The organism is Micromonospora sp. CA-244673 (genome assembly GCF_050948395.1).
Classification (GTDB): Bacteria; Actinomycetota; Actinomycetes; order Mycobacteriales; family Micromonosporaceae; genus Micromonospora.
In genome coordinates, this window is the sequence record NZ_CP192019.1 from 317567 (window position 1) to 343917 (window position 26351).

The 26351-nt window shown below is 73.5% G+C and carries 26 protein-coding genes, 1 pseudogene and 1 riboswitch; of the genes and pseudogenes, 17 read left to right on the plus strand and 10 right to left on the minus strand.

All coding sequences use genetic code 11. The annotated features are described in order from the left end of the window. Positions 1–1461: a menaquinone biosynthesis decarboxylase gene (locus ACQP12_RS01605; RefSeq protein ID WP_433284479.1), complete on the plus strand. Its 1461-nt coding sequence runs from the start codon at positions 1–3 to the stop codon at positions 1459–1461. Then, entirely contained in the window at positions 1461–2375 is a 915-nt protein-coding gene (mqnP, locus tag ACQP12_RS01610; RefSeq protein ID WP_433284481.1) for a menaquinone biosynthesis prenyltransferase MqnP, read from the plus strand. Before ACQP12_RS01605 ends, mqnP begins: the two co-directional genes overlap by 1 nt. Before the next feature lie 7 nt (positions 2376–2382). Here the strand turns inward: mqnP and ACQP12_RS01615 are convergent, their stop codons facing one another. Then, a complete protein-coding gene (locus ACQP12_RS01615; protein ID WP_433284483.1) occupies positions 2383–3339 on the minus strand; it encodes a terpene synthase family protein in 957 nt (318 codons plus the stop codon). A gap of 157 nt (positions 3340–3496) precedes the next feature. On the opposite strand from ACQP12_RS01615, the gene ACQP12_RS01620 reads away from it, so the two are divergent. Continuing rightward, positions 3497–4141: a UbiX family flavin prenyltransferase gene (locus tag ACQP12_RS01620; protein WP_433284485.1), complete on the plus strand. Its 645-nt coding sequence runs from the start codon at positions 3497–3499 to the stop codon at positions 4139–4141. Positions 4142–4194: 53 nt separating this feature from the next. Here the strand turns inward: ACQP12_RS01620 and ACQP12_RS01625 are convergent, their stop codons facing one another. Then, positions 4195–4461, minus strand: a complete 267-nt coding sequence (locus ACQP12_RS01625) for a BldC family transcriptional regulator (RefSeq protein WP_013473529.1) — start codon at positions 4459–4461, stop codon at positions 4195–4197. Between the two features lie 268 nt (positions 4462–4729). Here ACQP12_RS01625 and ACQP12_RS01630 point away from each other — a divergent pair, with 268 nt between their 5' ends. From ACQP12_RS01630 to ACQP12_RS01640, 3 genes are read left to right on the plus strand one after another with little or no spacing between them, the layout of a single operon-like run. Beyond that, positions 4730–5188 carry an Lrp/AsnC family transcriptional regulator gene (locus ACQP12_RS01630; protein ID WP_091261335.1) on the plus strand — a complete coding sequence of 153 codons (459 nt, stop codon included), beginning with the start codon at positions 4730–4732 and terminating at the stop codon, positions 5186–5188. A gap of 46 nt (positions 5189–5234) precedes the next feature. Then, a complete protein-coding gene (locus ACQP12_RS01635; RefSeq protein WP_433284488.1) occupies positions 5235–6077 on the plus strand; it encodes an SDR family oxidoreductase in 843 nt (280 codons plus the stop codon). 10 nt (positions 6078–6087) lie between these two features. Beyond that, positions 6088–7179 carry a PLP-dependent cysteine synthase family protein gene (locus ACQP12_RS01640; RefSeq protein WP_433284490.1) on the plus strand — a complete coding sequence of 364 codons (1092 nt, stop codon included), beginning with the start codon at positions 6088–6090 and terminating at the stop codon, positions 7177–7179. A 4-nt stretch (positions 7180–7183) separates the two neighbouring features. Here ACQP12_RS01640 and ACQP12_RS01645 read toward each other — a convergent pair whose 3' ends face one another. The 4 genes from ACQP12_RS01645 to ACQP12_RS01660 form a co-directional block, all read right to left on the minus strand. Beyond that, positions 7184–7804, minus strand: coding sequence for a putative glycolipid-binding domain-containing protein (locus ACQP12_RS01645; protein ID WP_433289075.1), 621 nt, complete (start codon positions 7802–7804; stop codon positions 7184–7186). A gap of 139 nt (positions 7805–7943) precedes the next feature. Continuing rightward, positions 7944–10004: a DEAD/DEAH box helicase gene (locus ACQP12_RS01650; RefSeq protein ID WP_433284492.1), complete on the minus strand. Its 2061-nt coding sequence runs from the start codon at positions 10002–10004 to the stop codon at positions 7944–7946. A 187-nt stretch (positions 10005–10191) separates the two neighbouring features. Further along, on the minus strand, positions 10192–11469 hold the full coding sequence (locus ACQP12_RS01655; RefSeq protein WP_433284494.1) for a hypothetical protein: 1278 nt from the start codon (positions 11467–11469) through the stop codon (positions 10192–10194). Positions 11470–11579: 110 nt separating this feature from the next. Next, positions 11580–13148 carry an NlpC/P60 family protein gene (locus ACQP12_RS01660; protein ID WP_433284496.1) on the minus strand — a complete coding sequence of 523 codons (1569 nt, stop codon included), beginning with the start codon at positions 13146–13148 and terminating at the stop codon, positions 11580–11582. Between the two features lie 236 nt (positions 13149–13384). Between ACQP12_RS01660 and mqnE the strand changes: the two genes are divergently transcribed. The 4 genes from mqnE (at position 13385) to ACQP12_RS01680 (ending at position 15894) form a co-directional block, all read left to right on the plus strand. Next, positions 13385–14554 carry an aminofutalosine synthase MqnE gene (mqnE, locus tag ACQP12_RS01665; protein WP_357949585.1) on the plus strand — a complete coding sequence of 390 codons (1170 nt, stop codon included), beginning with the start codon at positions 13385–13387 and terminating at the stop codon, positions 14552–14554. 10 nt (positions 14555–14564) lie between these two features. Next, on the plus strand, positions 14565–14993 hold the full coding sequence (locus ACQP12_RS01670) for a hypothetical protein (protein ID WP_433284498.1): 429 nt from the start codon (positions 14565–14567) through the stop codon (positions 14991–14993). An 84-nt stretch (positions 14994–15077) separates the two neighbouring features. Then, the gene (locus ACQP12_RS01675; RefSeq protein WP_357949580.1) at positions 15078–15356 is read left to right on the plus strand and encodes a DUF4229 domain-containing protein; all 279 of its coding nucleotides are present in this window, start codon (positions 15078–15080) and stop codon (positions 15354–15356) included. Between the two features lie 52 nt (positions 15357–15408). Further along, positions 15409–15894, plus strand: a complete 486-nt coding sequence (locus ACQP12_RS01680) for a hypothetical protein (RefSeq protein WP_357949577.1) — start codon at positions 15409–15411, stop codon at positions 15892–15894. Between the two features lie 96 nt (positions 15895–15990). Here the strand turns inward: ACQP12_RS01680 and ACQP12_RS01685 are convergent, their stop codons facing one another. Further along, on the minus strand, positions 15991–17331 hold the full coding sequence (locus ACQP12_RS01685) for a C39 family peptidase (RefSeq protein ID WP_433284501.1): 1341 nt from the start codon (positions 17329–17331) through the stop codon (positions 15991–15993). Positions 17332–17538: 207 nt separating this feature from the next. Between ACQP12_RS01685 and ACQP12_RS01690 the strand changes: the two are divergent. From ACQP12_RS01690 to ACQP12_RS01705, 4 genes and pseudogenes are all read left to right on the plus strand, one after another. Further along, positions 17539–18843: pseudogene (locus ACQP12_RS01690) on the plus strand (M14 family metallopeptidase); the annotation flags it as partial. Between the two features lie 110 nt (positions 18844–18953). Further along, a riboswitch (cobalamin riboswitch) is annotated at positions 18954–19047 on the plus strand. A 111-nt stretch (positions 19048–19158) separates the two neighbouring features. Beyond that, on the plus strand, positions 19159–20097 hold the full coding sequence (locus ACQP12_RS01695; protein WP_433284503.1) for an ABC transporter substrate-binding protein: 939 nt from the start codon (positions 19159–19161) through the stop codon (positions 20095–20097). Between the two features lie 152 nt (positions 20098–20249). Then, positions 20250–21281, plus strand: a complete 1032-nt coding sequence (locus tag ACQP12_RS01700) for a FecCD family ABC transporter permease (protein ID WP_357940094.1) — start codon at positions 20250–20252, stop codon at positions 21279–21281. Then, positions 21278–22057, plus strand: coding sequence for an ABC transporter ATP-binding protein (locus tag ACQP12_RS01705; RefSeq protein ID WP_357940096.1), 780 nt, complete (start codon positions 21278–21280; stop codon positions 22055–22057). Before ACQP12_RS01700 ends, ACQP12_RS01705 begins: the two co-directional genes overlap by 4 nt. A 9-nt stretch (positions 22058–22066) precedes the next feature. On the opposite strand, the gene ACQP12_RS01710 is transcribed toward ACQP12_RS01705, so the two are convergent. The 3 genes from ACQP12_RS01710 to ACQP12_RS01720 form a co-directional block, all read right to left on the minus strand. Next, on the minus strand, positions 22067–22825 hold the full coding sequence (locus tag ACQP12_RS01710; RefSeq protein ID WP_357940098.1) for a VOC family protein: 759 nt from the start codon (positions 22823–22825) through the stop codon (positions 22067–22069). A gap of 94 nt (positions 22826–22919) precedes the next feature. Continuing rightward, a complete protein-coding gene (locus ACQP12_RS01715; protein ID WP_357940100.1) occupies positions 22920–23657 on the minus strand; it encodes an ABC transporter permease in 738 nt (245 codons plus the stop codon). Between the two features lie 9 nt (positions 23658–23666). Beyond that, on the minus strand, positions 23667–24554 hold the full coding sequence (locus tag ACQP12_RS01720) for an ABC transporter ATP-binding protein (protein WP_357940102.1): 888 nt from the start codon (positions 24552–24554) through the stop codon (positions 23667–23669). A 174-nt stretch (positions 24555–24728) separates the two neighbouring features. On the opposite strand from ACQP12_RS01720, the gene ACQP12_RS01725 reads away from it, so the two are divergent. Genes ACQP12_RS01725 through ACQP12_RS01735 form a run of 3 tightly spaced genes read left to right on the plus strand, consistent with a single transcriptional unit; the run spans position 24729 to position 26348 of the window. After that, the gene (locus tag ACQP12_RS01725) at positions 24729–25049 is read left to right on the plus strand and encodes a type VII secretion target (RefSeq protein WP_357940104.1); all 321 of its coding nucleotides are present in this window, start codon (positions 24729–24731) and stop codon (positions 25047–25049) included. Between the two features lie 9 nt (positions 25050–25058). Continuing rightward, complete coding sequence (locus ACQP12_RS01730) at positions 25059–25985, plus strand: WXG100 family type VII secretion target (protein ID WP_357940106.1); 927 nt, start codon at positions 25059–25061, stop codon at positions 25983–25985. Positions 25986–25994: 9 nt separating this feature from the next. Next, positions 25995–26348: a YbaB/EbfC family nucleoid-associated protein gene (locus tag ACQP12_RS01735; protein ID WP_357940108.1), complete on the plus strand. Its 354-nt coding sequence runs from the start codon at positions 25995–25997 to the stop codon at positions 26346–26348. The last annotated feature ends 3 nt before the right edge of the window (positions 26349–26351 follow it).

The following is a 26351-nucleotide window of genomic DNA, read 5'->3' on the forward strand; positions in this document are numbered from 1 at the left end:
ATGGCGGCTCGTGGCTTCCCGTACACCGATCTCAAGGACTTCCTCGCGGCCCTGGAGGCCGCGGGCGAGCTGCGGCGGGTGGGCGTCCCGATCGACCCGACGCTGGAGATCAGCGAGGTGGTCACCCGGACCGTCCGCGACGGCGGCCCGGCGCTGCTCTTCGAGCGGCCCACCCGCGGCGAGATGCCGGTGGCGATCAACCTGTTCGGCACCGAGAAGCGGATGGCCATGGCGCTCGGCGTCGACACGCTGGACGAGATCGGGGAACGGATCGGTGGGCTGATCAAGCCGGAGCTGCCGGTCGGCTGGTCCGGCATCCGCGAGGGCCTCGGCAAGGTCATGCAGCTCAAGTCGCTGCCGCCGCGCAAGGTCAAGACCGCGCCCTGCCAGCAGGTGGTCTACCGGGGCGACGACGTCGACCTGAACCGGCTGCCCGGCCTCCAGGTGTGGCCCGGCGACGGCGGGATCTTCCACAACTTCGGGCTGACCCACACGAAGCACCCGGAGACCGGCAAGCGCAACCTCGGCCTCTACCGGCTCCAGCAGCACAGCCGGAACACCCTCGGCATGCACTGGCAGATCCACAAGGACTCCACGGCCCACCACGCGGTCGCCGAGCGGCTCGGCCAGCGGCTCCCGGTCGCCATCGCCATCGGCTGCGACCCGGTCGTCTCGTACGCGGCGACCGCGCCGCTCCCCGGTGACATCGACGAGTACCTGTTCGCCGGTTTCCTGCGCGGTGAGCGGGTCGAGATGGTCGACTGCCTCACCGTGCCGCTGCAGGTGCCGGCGCACGCCCAGGTGGTGCTGGAGGGCTACCTGGAGCCGGGCGAGCGGCTGCCCGAGGGCCCGTTCGGCGACCACACCGGCTTCTACACGCCGGTCGAGCCGTTCCCCGTGCTGCACGTCGAGACCATGACCATGCAGCGCGACCCGGTCTACCACTCGATCATCACCTCGAAGCCGCCGCAGGAGGACCACGGCCTCGGCAAGGCCACCGAGCGGATCTTCCTGCCGCTGCTCAAGATGATGATCCCGGACATCGTCGACTACGACCTGCCGGCCGCCGGCGTCTTCCACAACTGCGCGATCGTCTCCATCCGCAAGCGCTACCCCAAGCACGCGCAGAAGGTGATGAACGCGATCTGGGGCGCGCACCTCATGTCGCTGACCAAGCTCATCGTGATCGTCGACGAGGACTGCGACGTGCACGACTACAACGAGGTCGCGTTCCGGGCCTTCGGCAACGTCGACTACGCCCGGGACCTGCTGGTCACCGAGGGCCCGGTGGACCACCTGGACCACGCCTCGTACCAGCAGTTCTGGGGTGGCAAGGCGGGCCTCGACGCGACCCGCAAGCTGCCCACCGAGGGCTACACCCGGGGCTGGCCCGAGGAGATGACCATGTCGCCCGAGGTGGTCTCGCTGGTCGACAAGCGCTGGAAGGAGTACGGCATCTGATGGCCACCGTCGCCGAGGTCCCCGTGGCACGCCCGGGCCGGGTCAAGTCGTTCCTCAAGCTGGTCGCGATCGAGCACTCGGTCTTCGCGCTGCCGTTCGCGTACCTGTCGGCGCTGACCGCCATGCAGGTCGACGGCGGCCGGGTGCGCTGGCTCGACCTGCTGCTGATCACCGTGGCGATGGTCGGCGCGCGGACGTTCGCCATGGCCGCCAACCGGATCCTCGACCGGCGGATCGACGCGCGGAACCCGCGTACCGCCAACCGGGAACTGGTGACCGGGGCGGTGAGCGTGCGGACGGCCTGGACCGGCGCGGCCGTCGCGCTGGTGGTCTTCCTGGCCGCCGCCGCCCTGCTCAACCCGCTCTGCCTGGTGCTCGCCCCGCTCGCCGTGGTGCCGCTGGTCGTCTACCCCTACGGCAAGCGGTTCACCAACTGGCCGCACGCCATCCTGGCGATCGCCCAGGCGGTCGGCCCGGTCGGCGCCTGGCTGGCCGTCACCGGCACCCTCGCCGGCTCCTGGCCGGCCTGGCTGCTCGGCGCGGCAGTCGGCCTCTGGATCGGCGGCTTCGACCTCATCTACGCATGCCAGGACTCCGAGATCGACCGGGAGATCGGGGTGCACAGCGTCCCGGCCCGGTACGGCCGGCGCTTCGCGCTGCACGCCTCCACCGTCGCGCACGTGGTGACCTTCGCGCTGTTCATCTGGTTCGGCGCGCTGGTCGGCTTCGGCTGGCTCTGGTGGATCGGGCTCGCGTTCACCGCTGTCGCCTTCGGCTACCAGCACCTGGTGGTCAGCCCGACCGACCTGAGCAAGGTCAACCGGGCGTTCTTCACCGCCAACGGCTTCGTCGGCATCGCGCTGTTCGTCTTCGCCCTGCTGGACCTGGTGGTCCGGCTCGGCCTGCGCCCCTGAGGGGACGTCACCCGACCGGATAGCGGGCGCTCTCCAGCGTCCAGTCGACCGTGCCGCGGACCGCGTTGGCCAGCCCGTCGAGGTGGGCGGTGACCGACTCGTCCAGCGCCGGCCCGAACGACGGCACCGCGGCGCGCAGGGCCACGAAGCGGGCCATCTCCGCGCGCCAGCGCGCGGCGACCAGGTCGACCGCGGCCGGCACCGGCACGCCCCGCTCGGCGGCCACCGCCAGCACCAGGTTGTGGCCCCCGGCGCCGGCCCGGTCGCGCTCCAGCGAGGCCAGGTCGTTGTACCAGGACAGCAGGTCGTTGGCCAGGTCGGCGAGCCGGCGCAGCGCGGAATGGTGGTAGACCGCGTCGGGCAGCGGCCGCCCGGCGGCGAACTCGATCAGGGGGTACGACACGTACGCCGCCGAGGTGGCCCGGCGCAGCTGCACGTACTCGGCGACGCCCGGTGGCCGCCCGGCGACGGTGGCGACCGCCTCCCGCCAGGCGCCGTCGAGGTGGTCGGCCACGGCGTCGGCGAAGCGCAGCCGCCAGCGGGCCGGCATCCGGCGCCGCGGCACCCGCCACGCCTGGACCAGGAGCCGGCGCAGCGGGCCGGAGAACCCGGGATGGCGGGCCCGGGGGCCCTCCCGGAGCAGGGCCAGCGCGCCGTCGCGCAACGCCCTGATCTGCGTCGGGGCCAGCCGGTCCGGCCCCTCACAGGCGTCGTCCACCAGGAAGAACCAGGTGAACAGGGCGGCCAGTGCCCGCAGGTCGGGCTCGGTGGCGCCCGGGTAGAGGCGACCGGCGTAGCGGGCGAAGCCGGCGCGGGCCAGCCGCTCCCGCATGGCCGGGTCCAGCGGCAGGCCGAGCCGGTCGAGCTGGCCGACGAGCCACTCCTGCACCCGGTCGGCGTGCGGGGAGAGCCGGGATGGGATCGGACACTCGGACCGCAACGCCCGCAGCACCGCCGCCGTCATGACCGGTCCCTTCCATGGACGTGGATCCCCGACGGAAGAATCCCACGTTCCCGGCACGTCCGCCGACCCGGTGGACAACGCCACTGGTCGCGGGACAAGCGGGACACAGCGCCGGGGTGGCCGCCCGCCGCCCGGATCTACCAGGCAGTCTTGACGCATGCGCGAACCATGGGTGGTCGGCGTGTCCGGTGCCTCCGGCACCCCGTACGCGGCCGCGGTCGTCCGGGGCCTGCTCGACGCCGGCCAGGCGGTCGACCTGATCGTCTCCCGGGCCGCCCGGCTGACCATTCTCGACGAGACCGGCCGGCCGTTCCGGGACGGGCACTGGGCCGAGGACCTGGCCGCCTGGCTGGGCCGCGACCTCGCCGACGCGGACCTGCGGCACTGGCCCGCCGGTGACCTGGCCGCCGGCCCGAGCAGCGGCTCCTACCGGGTACGCGGCATGGCCGTCGTCCCGGCCAGCACGGCGGCCTGCGCCGGCATCGCCATCGGGCTGTCCAAGGATCTGTTGCAGCGCGCCGCCGAGGTGAACCTCAAGGAGCGGCGGCCCCTGGTGGTGGTCCCCCGGGAGACCCCGGTGACCCGCAGCCACCTGGAACACCTCATCGCGCTGCACGACGCCGGCGCGGTGGTGCTGCCGGCGAGCCCCGGCTTCTACGGGGCGGGGGCGGCGGCCTCCGCCCAGCAACTTGTCGACTTCGTGGCCGGGAAGGTGCTGGACGCGCTCGGCGTGCCGCACACGCTGTTCCGCCGCTGGTCCGGTGAGCTGGCCGTCACCCGCCGGGACCCCGACCCGGCCTGACGGCGCGAATCGGGACGCGGACCGAGCCGGACCGCGTCCCGATCGGTGTCGCCTCAGTACATTCCGGCGTTCGCCGGCCCCGGGCCGGTCGAAGCGGTCGGGCCCATGTTGCGTGCCTTGCCCATGTCCTCCGCCTCGTCCAGCATGCCCTCCCCCTCAAGCAGGGCTCGCACCTCGGATTCCCGAAACCGGCGATGCCCGCCTGGAGTCCGGATGCTGCCGATCCGGCCGGCCGCTGCCCATCTGGTGACGGTCTTCGGGTCAACCCGAAACAGCGCGGCGACCTCACCAGGTGTCAGCAGGCGATCTCCAGTGTCCACAGCCCCCTCCTCGCGTCGACGAAGCCCCCGGCTGAACACACTGCCCCCGGCCGGTGCGAGCCCAGAGCCGTCATGAGGGACGTATGGCAATTACAGCACCAGCGACCTGGCGTGTCCGCCAAACGCGAAAAACGCACACAGTGAGAAGTTAGTAAATGCTACCGGTGTAGAACCCCCGTGACTGCACGTTTGTGAACGGCAACGTGACGTCATGTTCAACTGATGCCGCGTGTCGGGCGTTACGCCCGAAAGGATAGGGTCACTCTCCGTGGACGCGATCGACCTGAGCCTCGTGGAGCTGTTGCGGGGCAACGCCCGCCTGTCGTACGCCGAGCTGGCTCGCCAGGTCGGCCTCTCCGCCCCGGCGGTGCACGAGCGGGTCGGCAAGCTGGAGTCGGGCGGCGTCATCCGGGCCTACCGGGCCGAGGTGGAGCCGGAGGCCATCGGGCTCGGCGTCACGGCGCTGATCGGCATCGTGGAGGACTCGACCGCGGACACCGACGACGTGCTGGAGGCGTTCCGGCAGATGCCGGAGATCGAGTCCTGCTATTTCATGGCGGGCGTCGAATCCTTCCTGCTGAAGGCCCGGGTGGGCACCATCGCCGAGCTGGAACAGCTGATCGTCAGGCTGAACCGGACCGCCGGGGTGGCCTCCACCCGCACCGGCATCGCCCTGTCGACCAAGTGGGAGAACCGTCCCCAGCCCCTCGAATCCGCCGCTTCCTGACCGTCCCACTCTGGTCCTGGCCGGCGCGGAGCGCTACCGTGCGCCGATGACGACTCCGGGGCGGGGCGCCGCCGTGGTGACGGGGGCGGCCGGCGGCCTCGGCCGGGCGATCGCCGCCGCGCTGCACGCGGACGGCTGGCGGGTCCTGCTCACCGATGTGGACGCGCAGGCCGTGGCCACCGCGGCGGCACCGCTCGGTGGCTGGTCCCGCCCGCTCGACGTCCGCGACGAGGCGGCCTGCGCGACGGTGGCCGCCGAGGCGGCCGGCACGCCGGGCGGGCTCGCACTCTGGGTCAACAACGCCGGCATCCTGGCCACCGGGCCGTCCTGGACGCACGACGCGGCGGCCCGGCGCCGGCTCGTCGAGGTGAACGCGCTCGGTGCGATGAACGGCACCCACGCGGCCCTGACGGAGATGCGGGCGCAGGGCCACGGCCACGTGCTCAACGTCGTCTCGCTGGCCGGGCTGATCGCCGCCCCCGGCGAGACCGTCTACGCGGCCAGCAAGCACGCCCTCCTGGCGTTCAGCCTCGGCACCCTCGCCGACCTGCGGATGGCCGGCGTCCGGGGCGTACACGTGTCGTGCCTCTGCCCGGACGGGATCTGGACGCCGATGCTGCACGACAAGCTCGACGACCCCGGTGCCCTGGCGTCCTTCACCGGGTCGCTGCTGACCCCGGAGCGGGTTGCCGCGCGGGCCGTGCGGCTGGCCCGGCGGCCCCGGCCGGTGGTCAGCCTGCCGCGCTGGCGCGGCGCCCAGGTGCGGCTCCTGGACGCCTTCCCCCGGCTCGCCCTGGCCCTCACCCCGGTGGTCCGGGCCGCCGGCCGGGCCGGCCAGCGCCGGCAGGCGCGCCGGGTCCGTCCCGAGGCGAGCGGGCCTCGCTTGTAACGTTGCCGGCGTGACTCATCTCGACCGGTGTGACGAGGCCAGCCGGAGCTGGGTGACCGAGGCCATCGCCACGGTCGAGGCGGACGCCAACCGCTCCGCCGACACCCACCTCCTGCCCTTCCCGCTGCCCCGGGAGTGGGGCATCGACCTCTATCTCAAGGACGAGTCGGTGCACCCCACCGGCTCGCTCAAGCACCGGCTGGCCCGGTCGCTCTTCCTGTACGGGCTCTGCAACGGCTGGATCGGCCCGGACACCACGATCGTCGAGGCGTCGTCCGGTTCGACGGCGGTCTCCGAGGCGTACTTCGCCCGGATGCTCGGGCTGCCGTTCATCGCGGTCATGCCCGCCTCCACCTCGCCCGAGAAGATCGCCCAGATCGAGTTCCAGGGCGGCCGCTGCCACCTGGTGCGCGACCCCGCCAAGGTGGTCATCGAGGCGCGCTGGCTCGCCGAGGACAGCGGCGGGCACTACATGGACCAGTTCACCTACGCCGAGCGGGCTACCGACTGGCGGGGCAACAACAACATCGCCGAGTCGATCTACGCCCAGCTCGCCCTGGAACGGCACCCCGTGCCGGCGTGGATCGTGGTGGGCGCCGGCACCGGCGGCACCAGCGCCACCATCGGCCGGTACGCCCGCTACCGCCGGCTGCCCACCAAGCTCTGCGTGGTCGACCCGGAGAACTCCGCGTTCTACCCGGCGTGGCAGGCCGGCGACTGGTCGGTCCGCACCGACAAGGGCTCCCGCATCGAGGGGATCGGCCGGCCCTGCGTCGAGGCGTCCTTCCTGCCCAGCGTGGTGGACCGGATGATGCAGGTGCCGGACACGGCGTCGCTGGCCGCCATGCGGGCCGGCTCGGCGGTACTCGGCCGCCGGGTGGGCGGCTCCACCGGCACCAACCTCTGGGGTGCCTTCGCGCTGATCGCGGAGCTGCTCGCCGCCGGCCGGACCGGCTCGGTGGTCACCCTGATCTGCGATCCGGGCGACCGTTACGCACACACCTACTACAACGACGAGTGGGTGGCCGGGCAGGGCCTCGACCTCGCCCCGCACCTGGCCACCATCGACCGCTTCCTGGCCACCGGCGCCTGGCCGGCCTGAGGAGTCAGCGCGGCTCGATCCGCTCGGCCAGCCCCGGGTAGCGCACCACGAAGCCCTCCTGGTCCACGTCCAGGTCGGCCGTGAAGGAGCCGCTGGCGTAGCGGACCCGGCCCGGCCCGAGCGGGGTGTAGACCTGCTCGGCGGGGACCACCGCGAGGCCGGGCAGCAGCACCCAGGCCGCGGTGATCGTTCGCGCCTGGTCGGCCGGGGCCCGGCCCAGGTCGAGCCGGCGGACCGGCAGGGTGTTGGTCAGCGGCGAGCCGCCCAGATCGACGTCGAGCGCCCCGGCCAGCCGGTCCGGGTCGTCGGTGCCCGGCAGTCCGGCCGGCGGATGCCCGGCCGCGCGCAACGCCGCGTCCAGGTCACCCTCCTCGCCGGTGCGCACCCGCCACCCGTCCCCGGCCCGTTCCAGGCGTACGTTCCGCGTCCAGCCCGCGCCCTCCGCGGTGACCTCCAGCCGGCTGGTCGACCAGTCCGCGCCCAGCGTCAGCTGGTAGCGGCACGTGTAGGGGATCGGGTCGACGGCCAGGGCCACGCCCTGCGCGGTCAGGCCCTGCCGGTCGTCGAGCAGCACGTGCTCCGAGCCGGCGGTGTCGGTCCGGGTCCAGAACAACGACTTCGGCATGGTCGGCATGAACCGGACGTTACGCGACCGGCCGGACACCGGCAGCGGATGCACGAACGCCGCCGCCGAGCGGTGGCTCGACGGCGGCGCCGGTGTTCGCGGGCCCGGCCGGTACGGCCGGGGTCGTGCGTGCGGTGGATCAGTGGGTACGGGCCGGCGGCCGGCCGCCGAAGCCGCGCCGGTCGTCGCGCGGGCGGTCCTCGCGGCCCCGCTCCGGCCGGAAGCCACCCCGGTGCTCGGCCGGACGGAACTCGCCCCGCTCGCCGAAGCGCCGGTCACCCCGACCGTCGCGGTCGCCGTAGCGCCGCTCGCCCTGCGGGCGGTCCTCGTAGCGGCGGCCGTGGTCACCGTGACCGCCGGTCGGCCGGTCGCCGTAGGAGCGCCCGCCGGTCGGCCGGTCGCCGTAGGCACGGCCGCCGTCCCGGTCGCCGTAGCTGCGGCCCTGCGTGGGCCGGTCGCCGTAGGCGCGGCCGCCGTCCCGGTCGCCGTAGCCGCGGCCCTGGGTGGGCCGGTCGCCGAAGGATCGGCCGCCGGTGGGCCGGTCGTCGTGCCGCCGGTCGCCGTGGCCGTCCCGGTCGTAGCCGCGCGCGGCGCCGGTCGGCCGGTGCTGGTCGCGCCCGCCGCGGTCGCCGAAGTGGCGGTCGCCGGTGGGCCGGCCGGAGCCGCGCTCGTCGCGCCGCTCACCCCGGTCCCCGAAGCGCCGGTCGCCGCGGTCGGCTCCGCCCCGGTCGGCGCGGTCGAACCCGCCCCGGTCGGCACTGCGGCGCTCGCCGAAGCCCCGGTCCTCGCGGTCGAAGCGCCGCTCGCCGGAGGGCCGGTCGTAGCCGCGGCCGCCGGTCGGGCGGTCGTCGTGGCGGCGGTCGCCCCGGTCGAAGCCCCGGCCGGTCGGCCGGTCGCCGAAGCGGCGCTCGCCGCGCCCGTCGCGGTCACCCGAGCGGCGCGGGCCGCCCCGGCGCGGCTCCGGCTCCTCGCGGACCGGCACCCCGCTGGGCTCGCGGGCGCCGGTCAGCTCGGCCAGCGCCGCGTCGCCGGCGCGGACCCGGGTCTCGGCCGGCGCGACGCCCGCCTTCTCCAGCATGGCGAGCGTCGTCCGGCGCTGCTTCGGCAGCACCAGGGTCGCCACCGCGCCGGACTCACCGGCCCGCGCGGTGCGACCCGCCCGGTGCAGGTAGTCCTTCGGGTCCTTCGGCGGGTCGATGTGCAGCACCAGCGTCACGCCGTCGACGTGGATGCCCCGGGCCGCCACGTCGGTGGCGACAAGCACGTTCATCCGGCCCTCGCGGAACTCGGCCAGGGTCCGGGTGCGCATCCGCTGGGTCTTGCCGCCGTGCAGGCCGCCGGCCCGCACACCCACGGCGCCGAGCTGTTCGACCAGCCGGTCGACACCGAGCTGGGTACGCGCGAAGAGCATGGTGCGACCCTCGCGGGCCGCGATGGACGCCGCCACGGCGAACTTGTCGTGCGGCGGGATCAGCAGCAGGTGGTGGTCCATGGTGGACACGGCAGCGGTCGCCGGCGCGGTCGAGTGGGTGACCGGATCGGTCATGAACCGCTTGACCAGGGTGTCGACGTCGTTGTCCAGGGTGGCCGAGAAGAGCAGCCGCTGGGCGTCCGCCGGCGTCTTCGCCAGCAGCTGGGTGACCTCGGGCAGGAAGCCCATGTCGGCCATCTGGTCGGCCTCGTCCAGCACGGTGATCTCGACGTCGTCGAGGTTGCAGACACCCCGCTCGATGAGGTCGCCGAGCCGCCCCGGGGTGGCCACGACGATCTCCACGCCGCGGCGCAGCGCGTCGATCTGCCGGTCGTACGGCACACCGCCGACGGCGGTCTTCAGGAAGATGCCGACGGCCTTGCCGAGCGGCATCAGCGCGTCGTTGACCTGCATGGCCAGCTCGCGGGTCGGCACCAGGACCAGGGCGCGCGGGTGCAGCGGCCGGGCCCGGTTGCGCTCCGCGAGGCGGGCGATCACCGGCAGGCCGAAGGCGAGCGTCTTGCCCGAGCCGGTCTGGCCCCGGCCGAGCACGTCGTGGCCGGCGAGGGCGTCCGGCAGGGTGGCCCGCTGGATCTCGAACGGGGTGGTGATGCCCTGCCGGGCGAGCGCCTCGACCAGCTGGCGGGGCAGGCCGAGGGCGGCGAAGTCAGGGGTGTCGATGGTGGGGTCGGCGGACGGGGACGTGCCGGTGGCAGCGAACGTGGTCAAGAAATGCCTTTCGAGCGGGGCGCATCTTCGCGATGGCCGCCGCGGCTTCGTCACGCCGCCGATTCGCCCGCAAGATCGCCCATGGGCGCGCAATGGGCGCGCCGGGTCAGTGATCCCCACAAGTGTACGGCGGCGCGGCGAACCCGCCACCGCGCCGCGAGGGCGTAGTGGGCGGGCTCACCCCCGGTCACCTGGTCAGCGCGGCGCCGGTGATCCCGCTGAGCGCGTCGTTGGCCAGGAAGACCACCACCAGGCTGATCGCGACCAGCAGCGCCAACGCGCCGGCCAGCACGATCACGACCTTGGTGTTGCTCGACCGGGTCGCCGGGGCGTCCTCGGTCCAGCCCTGGGCCAGGATGTGCCCGGTCAGCGAGCCGGAGTTCTCCAGCGGGTTGCCCTGCGGGAAGGAGACGGTGGCGAAGCCCGGCCCCTCGGTGCCGCCGTACACGCTGCCGGCGGGACCGCTCGGCGACGCGCCGGGGGGGTTGCCGGCGGGTCCGGACCCGTATTCGGTGGGGTTGGTCGACGGCGGCCAGGTCGGCAGGGCCGGGGCGGGCACCGCCGGTGCGCCGGTCAGCGGCCCCGAGGCCCACGGCGCGGCGGTCGCAGCCGGCTGCCCGGCGTCCGCGAACAGCGTCGACCCCGGCACGCCGGCCATGGCGGGCGGCGGCGGGAACGGCGGCGCAGGCATCGGGCCGGGCGGCGGCGGAGGCGCGGGCACCGGGGGTCCCGGCGGCGGCGCCGGTGGCCCCGGCACCGGGGGCACCGGTCCCGGCGGGGTCGGGCCCGGCGGCGGTGCGGGCACCGGCGGCACCGGCCGGAACGGGGGCTCCGGCGCCGGCACGGGCGGCGCCGGCGAGGGCGGGGTCGGACCCGGCACGGGGGTCGGCGCCGGCTCGGGCTCGGGCACGGGCGGCGTCGGGGGCTGGGCCGGCTCCGGCGGCTGGGCCGGCTCGGGCGGCTCGGGGTTGACCGGGCCGGCGCGGTAGACCTTGGCGCTGCCGGACGTCCCGGCGACCGCGGCGGCCACCTCGTCGGCCGAGGCCCGGGTCAGCCCGGGGACCGACGCGCTGGCCCGGGCCTGCCCCTGAGCGGGCACGGAGGTCTTCGGGGCCTGCGGCCGGCCGCCGTCGGCAGCCGGCGCCTCCGCTCCGCCGCGCTCGGCGGCGGCGAAGGCGGACCAGGTCGAGGGCGGCGGAACGGAGGCGCCGGGCTGGCGCCGATCCAGCGCCGGAACCGACTCTGCCGGGCCGCCCGCCCGGTACGTGGTGGCGGTGGCCGGCGCGCTCGGCAGCTCATCAGCCGCCGGCGGCGTCGCGGCGCCGGCGACGCTCACCCGGGCCCGGGCGACGGCCACCGGGCCGTCCTGGTCCGGTCGCTCCTCCACGGGCCCGGCCGGCCGGTCGGCGGCGCCGGGCGCGGATCCGGGGTGGACCGTCTCCGCCGGAACGTCCTGCTCGCCCATCTCGCCCCTCCGCGCCCACGCTCGCCCCCGGCCGTCGCACCGGCCGGGCGTGCCTGGGTCTCACCGTGCCACATTCCGGCCCGGCAGCACAGCCGGAGTGGACGGTTGGGTCAGTCGGTGGCGCTCGGGCTCGCCGAGGTGCTCTCGGCCGTGCTGCCGGTCGGGTCCGCGCTGCCGCCGGACGGCGCGGTGCTGGTCGGCGGCGTCGAGGTGGGCGAGTCGGACGGGCTCGGCGGCGGCGTCGTCGGCGGCGTGGTGCTCGGCGAGGTCGACGGGGTGGGCGTCGGGCTCGACGTGCTCGGCGTCGGCTTCGGCGTGGCCGTCTTCGTCGGCTTGGGCGTGGCCGTCTTCGTGGGCTTGGGCGTCGGGCTGGGCTTCGACGGGGTGGTCGGCGGCGTGGTCGGCACCGTCGGGGCCGGCGCCGGGGTGGCCGGGGCGGGGACCGCGCCGATCACCCGGGTGGCCGCGTAGAGCCGGGACCACCGGACCACGGAGATCTTGACGACGTCGCCGGTGCGCGGCGCCTCGACCATCTTGCCGTTGCCGATGTACATGGTGACGTGGTGGATGCTCGTCCAACTGCTGCCCGAGGCGAAGAAGAGCAGGTCGCCGGGGAGGAGCGCGTTGGGGTCGACCGTGCGGGAGCGGGTGGCGTAGTACTGATCGCGGGAGACGCGGGGCAGGCCGCGGTAGCCGGCCGCCTGGTAGGAGGCGAGCACCAGGCCCGAGCAGTCGAACCGGTCCGGCCCCTCGGCCGCCCAGAGGTAGGGGTCGCCGAGCTGGGCGAGCGCGTAGCGCACCGCGGCCAGCGCCCTCGGGTCGGCGACCCGCCCGCTGACGCTCTGGTTGACGACGTACGAGCTGCCGATCTGCTGCTCGGCGGCGTCCTCGAGGCGCTCGATCTCGCGCAGCTTGGCGGCGTTGTCCCTGCGGAGCTTGACCAGCGCGGCTTCCTGCTTGTGCAGGTCGGTCTCGACCCGGGTGTACTCCGCGCTCTTCTCGGTGGCACGCCGCTCGGCCGAGGCGTGCGCCTGGCGGGCGACCTGTTCGGCCGTGGTGGCCCGGGCCAGCTCGCCGGTCACCGCGGTGGTGGCGCCCTCGGCCTTGTCGCCCCGGGTGATCCGCTGGAGGTTGGCGAGCTCGCGCAGGCTGGCCCCGAACTCACCGGGCGGCAGCGCGGCGTCGGCCTTGACCGCGTCGGCGGCGGCGGTCTTCGCGTTCTCCTGGGCCCGGACGAGCGCGTCCTGGGCCTCCTTCAGCCGGGCGGCGGCCAGGGCCAGGTCCGCCTGCGCGGTGTCCCGTTCGCCCTTGACGCTGAGCAGGGTGTCGCCGAGCTGGGCGACCTGCGCGTCGGCCTGGTTGATCTGGGCGATCAGCGGGCCGTCGGCGGGGTTGGTGACGCCGGGGAGGCCCGGGGTGGTGGTGCCGGGTCCGCCGGTCACCGTGCCGGGGAGGCCCGGGACGGCGCCGGGCACGGTGGGAAGCTGGAGGGTGCCGGCGACGCGGGGGCGGGAGCCGGTGTCGGGGACGGTGTCGGGCAGCGGGTCGGCCCAGGCCGGGGTGGCCAGCGCCGCCGCAGCGACCGCGCCGAGCAGGGCGGACCAGAGCGCCGGGCGCAGCACCGGCGAGATCACCGGAATCCGGTTTCGTCGGCGTCGGCCCTGGATGCTCTCGACCATTCCGCTCCCCGTCGTCTGCTTTTCGCGCGAGGTGGGCGCGCTGAGCCAGGACGGTACCGGTGTGTGTTCCGCCCCATCCTGTCTTACCTCACGAACGCAGCTATGTCGATGTGCGGAGGGTGACGGCCGGCCGGTAGTCCGGTGAAGTAGGTCGCTGCGGTTGACCGGGTCGCCGGGTCGTCGGGCTCGCGACGTACGCTCGACCGGGACCGCAGGTGGAAGGGACGTGGCTTTCGATGGACGCCGGACTCAAGCGCGAGCTCGAAGCGAAGGTCTACGCGGGGGAGCGGCTCACCCGTGCGGACGGAATCGCCCTCTACGAGAGCGACGACCTCGCCTGGCTGGGGCGACTGGCCCACCACAAGCGCACCGAGATGAACGGTGACCGGGTGATGTTCAACGTCAACCGGCACCTCAACCTGACCAACGTCTGCTCCGCCTCGTGCGCGTACTGCTCGTTCCAGCGCAAGCCGGGCGAGAAGGACGCCTACACGATGCGCATCGACGAGGCGGTCCGCAAGGCCAAGGAGATGGAGGACGAGCAGCTCACCGAGCTGCACATCGTCAACGGCCTGCACCCGACCCTGCCCTGGCGTTACTACCCGAAGGTGCTGCGCGAGCTGAAGGCGGCGCTGCCGAACGTCAAGCTCAAGTGCTTCACCGCGACCGAGGTGCAGTGGTTCGAGAAGATCAGCGGCCTGAGCGCCGACGAGATCCTCGACGAGCTGATGGACGCCGGCCTGGAGTCGCTCACCGGCGGTGGCGCGGAGATCTTCGACTGGGAGGTCCGGCAGCACATCGTCGACCACGCCTGCCACTGGGAGGACTGGTCGCGGATCCATGCCCTGGCGCACCGCAAGGGCATGCAGACCCCGGCGACGATGCTGTACGGCCACATCGAGGAGCCCCGGCACCGGGTCGATCACGTGCTGCGGCTGCGCGAGCTCCAGGACGAGACCGGTGGCTTCGCGGTCTTCATTCCGCTGCGCTACCAGCACGACTTCGTGGACTCGGCGGACGGCAAGATCCGTAACAAGATCCAGGCGCGCACCACGATGGCCTCGCCGGCCGAGTCGCTCAAGACGTTCGCCGTCTCCCGGCTGCTGTTCGACAACGTGCCGCACGTCAAGAACTTCTGGGTGATGCACGGCCTCTCGGTGGCCCAGCTGTCGCTGAACTTCGGTGTCGACGACCTGGACGGCTCGGTGGTGGAATACAAGATCACCCACGACGCCGACTCGTACGGCACGCCGAACACCATGCACCGCGAGGACCTGCTGAACCTGATCTGGGACGCGGGCTTCCGCCCCGTCGAGCGGAACACCCGCTACGAGATCGTCCGTGAGTACGACGCGGCCCCGTCGCTGGCCGAGCGCCGCGCCGAGCCGCAGCAGGTCTGGGCCTGACCGCACGCCGATGAGCACCGAGGAGCAGCAGCGCAGTTTCCCCCGGCGGGACGACGAGGGGCGCATCGTCACCCTGGGCGACCTGCTCGGGGTGAGTCTCGCCGGGCTGGTGATCGGGGTGCTGGCGCTGGTGCTCTTCGAGTGGGCGTTCGCCACCATGGGCGCGGGCCGGTTCGGGCGGACCAACGGCTGGCTGGCGGTGATCCTGCCGCTCTGGCTGTTCTGGGACGACTTCCGGGCCTGGGAGTTCGGCTCGGCCCGGGTGCTCGCGGCGCTGGCCGGGGTCGCGCTCGGCGTTCTCGCCGGGCTGCTGGCGGCCGGCCTCGCCGCCGGGCTGCCGGCGCTGGTCTCCGGCGCGCTGGCCGCGGCGGTGTTCACCGTGGTCTACGCGGTGGTCTGGTTTCATGGCGTGCACTGGCTGGCCCGGCGGACGGGCTGAGGCGTGAGAGAGAAGGCAGGGCAGCGTGAGCGCGAGGAGTGAGCCGGGTTTGCGAGCCCCGCAGTCGCGAACCGAGGCGTCGCAGTGAGCGCGGCGGTCAAGTACACGCTGGGCCGGATCGGGCTGTTCGTCGGCGTGCTGGCGGCCCTCTGGTTCGTCGAGATGAACATGTTCCTGCGGCTGATGCTGGCGCTGGTCTTCTCCGCCGCGCTGTCGTTCTTCCTGCTCCGCGGCTGGCGGGACGAGATGGCCGGTGAGATGTCCGAGGCGGCGGAGCGGCGTCGCGCCGAGAAGGATCGGCTGCGCTCCGCGCTGGCCGGGGACGACCAGGCCGAGCGCACCGACGAGCGCCGCGAGAGCTGACCGCCCGAAACGGGGCAGCGGGAAACGACGCCGGCCGCTAGCGTCTGCCGCCGTGAGTTTCCTGAACACGATCAACGGGTGGCGGACGAAGGTCTTCGTCTGGATCGGCCTGCCGGTCATCGCCGCCATCGGACTGATGTTGAGCGTCACCGACCTCGCTCCCACCTGGGAGGCGAAGAACGGTGGCGGCACGCCGGGCACCTTCACCGCGGTCCACGAGGACTGCGGCCGGCGTAACTGCGAGTGGCGCGGCACCTTCGTGGCCGACCAGGGCGGTGCCCGCCGTGCCGACGTGATCCTCTACGACGCGCCCGACGGCCTCGCCGCCGGCGCCACCGCTCCCGCTCGGGACACCGGCGCCCGGGCCGGGGTCTTCTCCACCACGGGCGGGTCGACGTACCTGCTGGTGACCGGGCTGGCCCTGGCCGGCGTGGCCGCCCTGGTGGCCTGGGTGTGGATCATCGTGCGGGCGATCCGGAACCGGCGCCGGGCGAAGCAGCCCACCGCCCAGCCGGCCTCCTTCGCCCCGTCCCTCTAGCGGAGACCCGTCCCTCCGGCGGGAAACCCGTCCCTTCTAACGAAACCGGGCCCGGCGCGATCCCCGAGCGGGGGACCGCGCCGGGCCCGCGGCGTTTCACCAGTTGGTCGAGCCCGGCACCACCGGCCAGGCCCGGTTGGTGGGCTTGATCAGGTACGCGATGCCGCCGGAGCCGGAGGCCACGGTGCCGTTCGCCCGGTAGCGCTTGGTGCGCAGCCAGATCTGCTCGAACTGCTCCCGCTTGTAGACGTTGCGGACCACGTCGTCGGACGACGAGGCGGGGTCGTTGACGATCACGTCACCGTCGGCCGTGAAGCCGACGATCACGAACAGGTGCCCGGAGGTGCCGTAGTTGGCCCCGTCCAGTTCCTCGCTCAGGAAGGACTGCGAGGTGATCACGGGGATGCCGGCCTTGATGAAGCGTTCCACCTCGTCCAGCGAGTGCATCCGGGTGACCCGGGCGTCCAGGCCCGGGAAGCTGGCCGCGTACGCGGTGTTGAACGGCCAGTTGCCCGCGCCCTCGTACTCGTAGTCGTAGGTCATCCGGGCGGCGTGGTCGACGGTCGGGTCGGCGTAGCTCGGGTCGACCCAGGCGATGTCCTCGGCCGAGGGCTTCCGGCCCCAGTACTCGACCACCATCTCGGTGGAGGTGGGGGAGCACCAGGCTTCGCCGCCGCCGTCGTACTCGGGGTACTCCCCGATGTGGATGTTCTGGGAGTAGCGCGGCACCGCGAGTTCGGTGCCCCAGGCGATGCCGCCCTTGCTCGGGGCGACGGTGAACCGGTCCGGCACGTTGGAGCTCATCGCGCCGAGCATCCAGACCCGCGGCGAGGCGGTCTGTCCCGGCGCGCGGTAGAGGGTCAGCCGGAGCTGGTAGGACCGCAGCAGCACGCCGGCCTTGGCGTCGTCGATGGAGAACGTGTCGGTCCAGATGGTCGACCAGGGGTCGCCCTGGCCGTCCAGGGTGGACCGCTTGATGTCCTGGTCGCCGGAGGCCCAGCGGCCCATGACGTACCAGGGGGTCTGCTGCCCGGTGTTGTAGGTGCCGTGCAGCTCGACCTGGATCCAGGTGCCGGCCGGGGTCGCGGCGTTCCACGAGGCGACCAGTTCGCTGGCGTCGAAGCCGACCTGCCGCTGCGGCGAGGTCCAGGTCGCGTACTCCCAGGTCCGGGTGGTGCCGGTGTGCTCGTCGGTGAACTCGGTGGTGCCGGCCGGGCGGCCGATGGTGATCCCGGTGCGGTGCCCCGGGATGGCGAAGGTGCCCTGGTGGGTGCCGCCGCGCCAGTCGGGGTACTTGGACCACTCCTGGAAGGTGATCTGCTCGTCGTGCGAGACGACCGGCAGGTTGTTTCCGGCGTGGGCGGGTGCCGTCACGCCGACGAGAGCGAGCGCGGCGGCGCCGACGAGGGCGACCGCGCGCAGGGCTGGTCTGACCATGTGCACTCCGTGAGGTGGGAAGGGCTCGTTGCCGTTCACTGTCGCGCCTGGCGGGAAGTTTCGCCAGAGGGTGACGCATGGAAAATCATTGCCGACGTGAGGGTGCGGTCGGGATGGAAGTACATAGTGACGAATATTGATATGACCATGTGACTCCTGGTGAAGTGTGCGGACAACGGGATCGCCCGTACCCCGAGGAGGTTGTCCATGGCCCTCCGCACGTCCCGCCTCCGCCGCCGGCTGGCCCTCGCCGCCGCCGTCGGCCTGACCCTCGTCGCCGCGGTCACCGGCCCGGCCGCCGCCCGGCCCGCACCGGACGGCGAACCGGCCGCCGTCGCCTACCGGGTGCTCGGCCCGCGCACCCTCGCCGACCGGAGCGCCGTCGCCCGCACCGGCGCGGCGATCGACCACTCCGAACACGGGGTGCTGCACGTCACGGCCACCACCGCCGAGGCCGCGGCGATCACCCGGCTCGGCTTCCGGCTCGAGAAGGACGTCGCACCGGCCACGGCCGCCGGCGCCGTCGCGTACGCGTTCCCGCCCGCCGACTCCAACTACCACGACTACGCCGAGTTGACGTCGGTGGTGAACACCGTGGTCGCCGACCACCCGGCCATCGCCCGCAAGCTCAGCATCGGGCGGTCCTACCAGGGTCGGGACCTGATGGCCGTGAAGATCTCCGACAACGTCGGCACCGACGAGAGCGAACCGGAGATCCTCTTCAACGCCCAGCAGCACGCCCGCGAGCACCTGACCGTCGAGATGGCGATCTACCTGCTCAACCTCTTCACCGACAACTACGGCAGCGACTCCCGGATCACGAACCTCGTCAACTCCCGCGAGATCTGGATCGTCCCCACGGTCAACCCCGACGGCAGCGAGTACGACATCGCCACCGGCTCCTACCGCTCCTGGCGGAAGAACCGGCAGCCGAACACCGGCTCCTCGTCCGTCGGCACCGACCTGAACCGGAACTGGTCCTACCAGTGGGGCTGCTGCGGCGGCTCGTCCGGCTCGACCTCGTCGGAGACCTACCGCGGCCCGTCCGCCTTCTCCGCCCCGGAGACCGCGGCGCTGCGCACCTTCGTCAACAGCCGGGTGGTCGGCGGGGTCCAGCAGATCAAGGCGAACATCGACTTCCACACCTACTCGCAGCTGGTGCTCTGGCCGTACGGCTACACGTACAGCAACACCGCCACCGGGATGAACACCGACCAGTACAACACCTTCGCCACCATCGGCCGGCAGATGGCGTCCAGCAACGGCTACACCCCGGAACAGTCCAGCGACCTCTACATCGCCGACGGCACCAGCATCGACTGGATGTGGGGCACCCACAAGATCTGGGCGTACACCTTCGAGATGTACCCCGGGTCGGCCTCCGGGGGCGGCTTCTACCCGCCCGACGAGGTGATCCCCGCGCAGACCTCCCGCAACCGGGAGGCCGTGCTGCTGCTCTCCGAGTACGCCGACTGCCCGTACCGGGCGATCGGGAAGCAGAGCCAGTACTGCTGACCACGAAGCGGCGGTGGGGCCCCGGTACCGGGGCCCCACCGCCCCCTCCCGTCCGGACGATCTCCGCTGGTCGTGCGCTACGGTGGCACCGACCACCCCGCAGCGAAGCCGGTGCGAAACCGGCGCTGTCCCGCAACTGTGATGCCCCGCACACGGCGTCGGCCTCGGCCGGCGCCGACACCTGTGGGGGGACGAGCCAGGTCGCCTGCGGCACGGTCGCGACACGCGCTCTCGAGGAAGGGCGCCTCGCGGACGGGCCCGCTCAGGTCCCTGTCGGCGAAGCACCACGCTCCTCGACCGACAGGAGGACCGATGTCCAGACGTACCCCCCGGCTCTTCGCCGCCGCCCTCGCGGTCGGCGCGCTGCTCCTCGGCGGCTGCGCCGAGAAGACCTCGAACGACACCCCCGCGGCCGGCGGCAGCCCGGCCGCCGCGGCCTTCCCGGTCACGGTCGGCAAGCTGACCCTGGAGAAGCGCCCCGAGAAGATCGTCTCGCTCTCGCCCACCGCGACCGAGATGCTCTTCGCCGTCGGCGCCGGCAAGCAGGTCACCGCCGTGGACGACCAGTCGAACTACCCGCCGGAGGCGCCGAAGACCGACCTCTCCGGCTACCAGCCGAGCGCCGAGGCGATCGCCGGCCGGAGCCCCGACCTGGTGGTGCTCGCCAACGACACCAACAAGATCGTCGACCAGCTCACCACGCTGAAGATCCCGGTGCTGCTCACCCCGGCGGCGACCACGCTGGACGACACCTACCAGCAGATCACCGACCTGGGGAAGCTCACCGGCCACCCGGCCGAGGCGGACGCCGTCACGAAGAAGATGAAGGACGACGTCACCGCGCTCACCAAGGACCTGCCGAAGCGGGCGACGAAGCTCACCTACTACCACGAGCTGGGCCCCGAGCTGTACAGCGCGACCAGCAAGACCTTCATCGGCTCGATCTACGCCCTCGCCGGCCTGGAGAACATCGCCGACCCCGCGGACGCCGACGGGAAGAACGCCGGCTACCCGCAGCTCTCCCAGGAGGTCATCGTCCGGGCGAACCCCGACTTCGTCTTCCTGGCCGACACCAAGTGCTGCAAGCAGACCCCGGAGACCGTCAAGGCCCGCAGCGGCTGGGCCGGCGTCACCGCCGTGAAGAACAACCAGATCGTGGCGCTGGACGACGACGTCGCCTCCCGCTGGGGTCCGCGCGTGGTCGACCTGCTCAAGGTGATCGTCGACGCCACCGCCAAGGTCCCGGCCTGAGCCCGACCGTGCGACCAGCGGAACCCACCGACCGGCCGGCCGGGGCGCCCGAGGCGTCCCGGCCGGCCGGCGTACCCGCAACCGCGCCGGCCGGGCGGGCGGGCGGCGGGCGGCCCGCGGCCGGACCGGGTGCGACGGTCCGGCCGGCCGGGTTGCGCATCCGCTGGCTGCTGGCCGGCATCGCCGCGGTGCTGGTGGCGCTGGTGGCCGGCGTCTCGCTCGGCCCGGTCAGCCTGCCACCGGGCAGCGTCGCCGCCGAACTGCTCAACCTGCTGCCCGGGGTACACCTGGACAGCGGGCTGACCGAGCGGGAGATCGCCATCGTCACCGAGCTGCGCCTGCCCCGGGTCGTGCTCGGCCTGCTCGTCGGCGGGCTGCTCGCCCTGGCCGGCGGCTGCTACCAGGGCGTCTTCCGCAACCCCCTCGCCGACCCGTACCTGCTGGGGGTGGCGGCCGGCGCCGGGCTCGCGGTGACCGCGGTCATCACGCTGGGCGCCGGCGCGGGCGGGGCGATCACCGGGATGCCGGTCACCATCCCGCTCGCCGCGTTCGTCGGGTCGCTCGGCGCGGTCGCCATGACGTACGGGCTCGGCGCGGCGGGCGGCCGGTCCCGGTCACCGGCCACGCTGATCCTGGCCGGGGTGGCGGTCTCGGCGTTCCTCTCTGCCGGGCAGACGTACCTGCTGCAACGGCACTCCGACAGCATCCAGCAGGTCTACTCCTGGCTGCTCGGCCGGCTCGCCACCGCCGGCTGGCACGACGTCCTGCTGGTCCTGCCCTACTTCGTGCTCACCGCCGTGGTGGTGCTCCTGCACCGGCGTGAGCTGGACGTGCTCTCCGTCGGCGACGACGAGGCCACCAGCCTCGGGCTGCACCCGCAGCGCTCCCGCTACCTGCTGATCGCCGCCGCCTCGCTGGGCACCGCCGCCGCGGTCTCCGCCTCCGGCCTGATCGGCTTCGTCGGCATCATCGTGCCGCACACCGTGCGGCTGCTCGCCGGGTCGAGCTACCGGGTGATCCTGCCGCTGTCGATGCTCTTCGGCGGGGCGTTCCTGGCGCTGACCGACGTGGTCGCCCGGACCGCCGCCGCCCCCGCCGAGATCCCGATCGGCGTGGTCACCGCCCTGCTCGGCGGCCCGTTCTTCGTGCTCGTCCTGCGCACCGCCCGCCGGGTGCTGACGTGAGCGCGCCCGCGGTCGAGCTGCGCGGCCTCCGGGTCGAGCTGGGCGGCACGCCCATCCTGGCCGGCGTCGACCTCGCCGTCGCGGTGGGCGAGTGGGTCACCGTGATCGGCCCGAACGGCGCCGGCAAGTCGACCCTGCTGCGCGCCGTCGGCGGCCTGCTGCCCGCGCCGGGCGCGGTCTCCCTCTTCGGTACGCCGATCAACTCCCTCCGCCGCCGCGACCGGGCCCGGGTGGTGGCCACCGTGGCGCAGTCCCCGGTGGTGCCGGCCGGCATGTCGGTCCTCGACTACGTGCTGCTGGGGCGCACCCCGTACATCCCGGCGCTGGGTCGGGAGTCCGCCGCCGACCTGGCCGCCGTGCACGAGGTGCTGGACCGGCTCGACCTGGGCGCGTTCGGTCGGCGCGAGCTGGCCACCCTCTCCGGCGGCGAGCGGCAGCGCGTCTTCCTGGCCCGGGCGCTGGCCCAGGGCGCCACCCTGCTGCTGCTGGACGAGCCGACGAGCGCGCTGGACATCGGGCACCAGCAGGAGGTGCTGGAGCTGGTCGACCAGCTCCGCCGGGAGCACGACCTGACCGTGCTCGCCACCATGCACGACCTCTCCATCGCCGGCGAGTACGCCGACCGCCTGGTCCTGCTCGCCGAGGGCCGGGTCGCCGCCGCGGGCCCGCCGCAGGAGGTCCTCACCGAAGCCCTGCTGGCCCGCCACTACCGCGCCAACGTGCGCGTCATCCCCGGCGACCACGGTCCCCTGGTGGTCCCCGTCCGCCCCCGCTGACCGGGCTGCTCAGCGGAGGGCGGTGACGGAGAAGAGCGCGCCCTGGGGGTCGCGGAGCGCGGCGCTGCGGCCGGCGGGATTGTCCCGGGGCGGGACGAGGATGGTGCCGCCCAGCTCGGCGGCCCGCGCCGCCGTGGCGTCCGCGTCCTCGACCGCGAAGTAGACCGTCCAGTAGGCCGGCAGGTCCTCGGGCAGCGGCTCCAACTGCGGCATCATGCCGGCGACGATCCGGGCGCCGCACCGCCAGCCCGTGTAGGTGACCGGGCCGGACGCCTGCTCCTCGGGATGCCAGCCGAAGACCAGCGCGTAGAAGTCCTTCGCCCTCTCGGGGTCGGGCGTGACCAGCTCGTTCCAGCACATCGCGCCGGGGGCGTTGAACAACTCCGCCCCGCGCATCGCCATCGGCTGCCAGACGCTGAACACCGCGCCGGCCGGGTCGGCGAGGACCGTCATCCGGCCCTGCTCGAAGACGTCGAACGGGGAGACCACCACCTGGCCCCCGGCCGCCTCCACCCGGGTGGCGACCAGGTCCGCGTCGTCGGTGGCCACGTACGTCGACCAGACCGGCACCTGGTCCGGTGCGGCGGGCGGCCCGGCCCCGGCGACGGCCCGGCCGTCCTTGAGGAACGTGGTGTAACCGCCCGCACCCGGTTCCGCGGACACCCGGCCGGTCCAGCCGAACAGCTCCGGGTAGAACCGCTTCGCGTCGTCCAGGCCGGGCGTGGCCAGGTCGGCCCAGCAGGGCGTGCCGGGCTCCACGCCGTCCACGCTGACCCCTCTCGCCGGGAGCGGCCCCGATGGCACGCCCTGCCGGCATCGTGGCACCGTCCCGCCGGCCGCCGGGCCGGATTCGGACAAAAGGTCAGGTGAAGCGGCGTCCCTCGTCCCGCCGGTACGCCCACCCGGCGACCCCCGCGAGCACCACCACCCAGACGACCAGCATCACCAGGGCCCGGGGGTCGGGCCGCCAGTCGGTGACGGCCGCCCACATCAGCTCGACCGCGCCCCGGGTCGGCAGGTAGGGGGCGATCGCCTGGATGAAGCCGGGCGCGTCGTCCGGGCCGGAGAGCAGGCCGCCGCCGAAGGCCAGCGGGAAGAACACCACCTGGGCCACCACGATGGCCGCCTTGCTCGGCAGCGAGTAGCCGATGGCCATGCCCAGCAGGGTGAACGGCACCGAGATCACCGCCACGCCGGCGAGGCCGAGCAGGAACTGCGCCGGCGTGACCCGCGCCGCGGTGGCGACCGCGGCGATCACCACCACCGGGATCATCGAGAAGTAGGTCAGCACCAGCCCGGCCAGGATCCGCCCGGCCAGGCGCGGCCCGGGACCGGCCGGGAGGGTGCGCGTGTACGGGTTCCAGGGCTGGTCGCGGTCCTCGGCCACGCCGATGCCGTACTGGAAGATGTTGGCGCTCATGACCGCGAAGGTGACCATGGCGGCGGTGGCGTAGGTGGCGCCGGCGGCGTCGTCACCGGCGAACGGCACCACGAAGAAGAGCATGGCGGCGGCCGGGAAGAAGGCGCTGCCGACCACCGCGACGGGGATCCGGATGGTCTCCAGGAGCTGGTAGCGGGCGTGGACCAGGGCGAGCGGCACGGAGATCTCCTAGGCGAGGGTGGGTGCGGGCCGGTCGTCGGCGGTCAGGGTGAGGAACGCCTCCTCCAGCGAGGTGGGCCGGACCTCCAGGTCGCGGAACGCCACGCCGGCGGTGACCAGGTCCCGGACGAGCTGGTCGGCGTCGGTGGTGAGCAGGTGCGTGCGTCCCTCGGCGTGCTCGGTGGCCACCACGCCGGGCAGTGACGGCAGGTCGTCGGCGACCAGGCTGACCCTGCGTACGCCGACGATGCCGCGGATCGCCGCCACCGAGTCGTCGGCGAGGACGCGCCCGTGGCCGATCACCACCACCCGCTCCGCCAGCGCCTCCACCTCCTCCAGGTAGTGGCTGCTCAGCAGGACCGTGCCGCCCTCGGCGTGGAAGGCCCGGACGGCCTCCCACAGGGTGCGCCGGGCCTCCACGTCCAGCCCGGTGGTGGGCTCGTCGAGGACCACGAGGCGGGGCCGGCCGACGAAGGCGAGCGCCACGGCCAGCCGGCGGCGCTGCCCGCCGGAGAGGCCGCCGGTCTGCCGGCGCACCTGGTCGGTGAGGCCGAACCGGTCGAGCAGCTCGGCCCGGGGCACCGGGTCGGGGAAGTGCGCGGAGACGAAGTCGACCACCTCGCCGACCCGCAGCGTGCCGGGCAGGCCGGTCTCCTGCGGGGTCACCCCGAGCTGCCGCCGGCTCGCCGGGTCACGCGGGTCGCCGCCGAGCAGCTCGACCCGGCCTGCGGTGGGGCGGCGCAGCCCGACCAGCAGGTTGAGCAGGGTGCTCTTGCCGGCGCCGTTCGGACCGAGCAGGCCGACCAGCTCCCCGGCGCGGACGGTCAGGTCGACCCGGTCCAGTGCCAGCACCTCGCCGTAGCGGCGGCTGACCTGGTCGGCGCGGGCCAGGATCATCTTCAGGCTCCTCAGGGGTTGCGGTCCCGGGCGGGCGTGCCCTGATCTGTGTACCGTGCCGGCGCGAATTCCACCGCCCCGCGCGAAGGGGTGCCGATCGCCTACTGTGGTAATCCCGTTGTCCGGCCGCGCCGGGGACGGGTGACCGCCGACTGGACACTGGGGAGGGTCCGCGTGACGAGTCCGAGCAGGAACCTGGAGGTCCAGCCGGAAGCGCTGACCGCCTTCGCCGCCGCGTCCCGGGAACGGGCCGGCCGCTTCCGCGAGCTGCGCCGGGTCTTCCACGACGGGCACGTGCCCCGGCACTCCTTCGGCATCATGCCGGCGTCGTTCAGCCTCGCCGCCGCGTACGCCGAGCAGTTCGAGGCGTGCCTGCAGGGGCTGGAGGACGGCGCCGAGGTGATGGCCGACATCGCCGAGGGGATCAGCGACACCGCCGGCGCCTACACGGGGACCGACGTGGCGATCACCGACATGTTCACGCCGGGCGGCTGAGGGGGCCTGATGAGCACCGAGGCGTTGCAGCGCAACAAGACCTACTTCGAGCAGATCGTGTCGGGCACGCCCGACCCGTTCAAGCCGCTCTCCAACGCGGTGCTCTGGCCGTTCGAGCAGCTGCTGGAGCTGGTCGCCGGCGAGCCCGACGACCTCATGCAGGCGGCCCAGCTCGCCCTGAGCACCGGTGAGGCGGTACGCCAGATCGCCGGCGACCAGATCGCCGACCGGGCCCGGCTGCGCGGCGCCTGGGACGGCGACGCGGCGGAGAAGTTCCACGCCTCGATGGAATCGGTCGAGGAGGCGATCGAGGAGCTGGCCAAGGGGCTGGACGGCACCAAGGAGGTGCTGGTCGACGCCGCGAACGCGGCGGTCGACGCGTTCAACCTGCTGGTCGAGCTGATCCTGGAGTTCCTGCTCTGGTTCCTGACCGAGGTGATCATCGCCGCGGTGGCCGCCGTGCTCAGCGCGGGCGTGACGCTGGCCGCCACGGTCGTCCGGGTGCTGGCCCGGCTCGCCACCACGGTCGGCCGCATGGTCAAGATTGTGGCCCGGTTCGCGGAGATCCTCACGAAGCTGGTCGCCAAGCTGGAGCGGGTCGCCGAGCTGCTCATGGAGTACCGCCGAGTGGTGCTGGAGCTGAAGAAGGCCAAGAAGGCGTACCGGCTCTGGAACAAGTCCGGTTACAGCCGGGAGGGGCTCTCGTTCATGGCGAAGCGGACGGCCATCCTCTTCCCCGGCAAGTTCGCGATCAACCAGGCCTCGCCGGTGAACGTGAACGGCATCGGCGGCGCCCTGCTCGACACGGGGGTCGGCCTGCACGACATCTCCGACGGGCACAAGGACCGCAACTACCTGGTGGACGGCACCTACTCGGAGGACCTGGGGCCGTACACCAAGGGCGTGCAGAACGTCTTCGACTCGATCGTGAACTGAGAGGCAGCCATGACCTTCCCGGCCCTGGACCGGATCGAGGCGCTGGCCCGCAACCTGGACGGGTGGCAGCGCGAACTCGGCGCGCGGATGGCCGAGCTGGAGCAGAGCAGCGCCGAGGGGGTGAGCGACTCCGGCCTGGTCACCGTCACGGCGGCCGCCGACGGCAGGATCCTCTCCACCGAGATCAACGCGCGGGCCATGCGCTTCGACTCCTACACCCTCGCCGAGGAGATCACCGCCGCGGCGAACCGGGCCCAGGAGGCCGCGGCCACCCGGGTTCGGGAGATCGTCGGCGAGGTGATGGGCGCCGCGCCGGCCGCCGAGCGCCCCAGCGACGACGGCCACGGCCACGACCGGTACTGAACC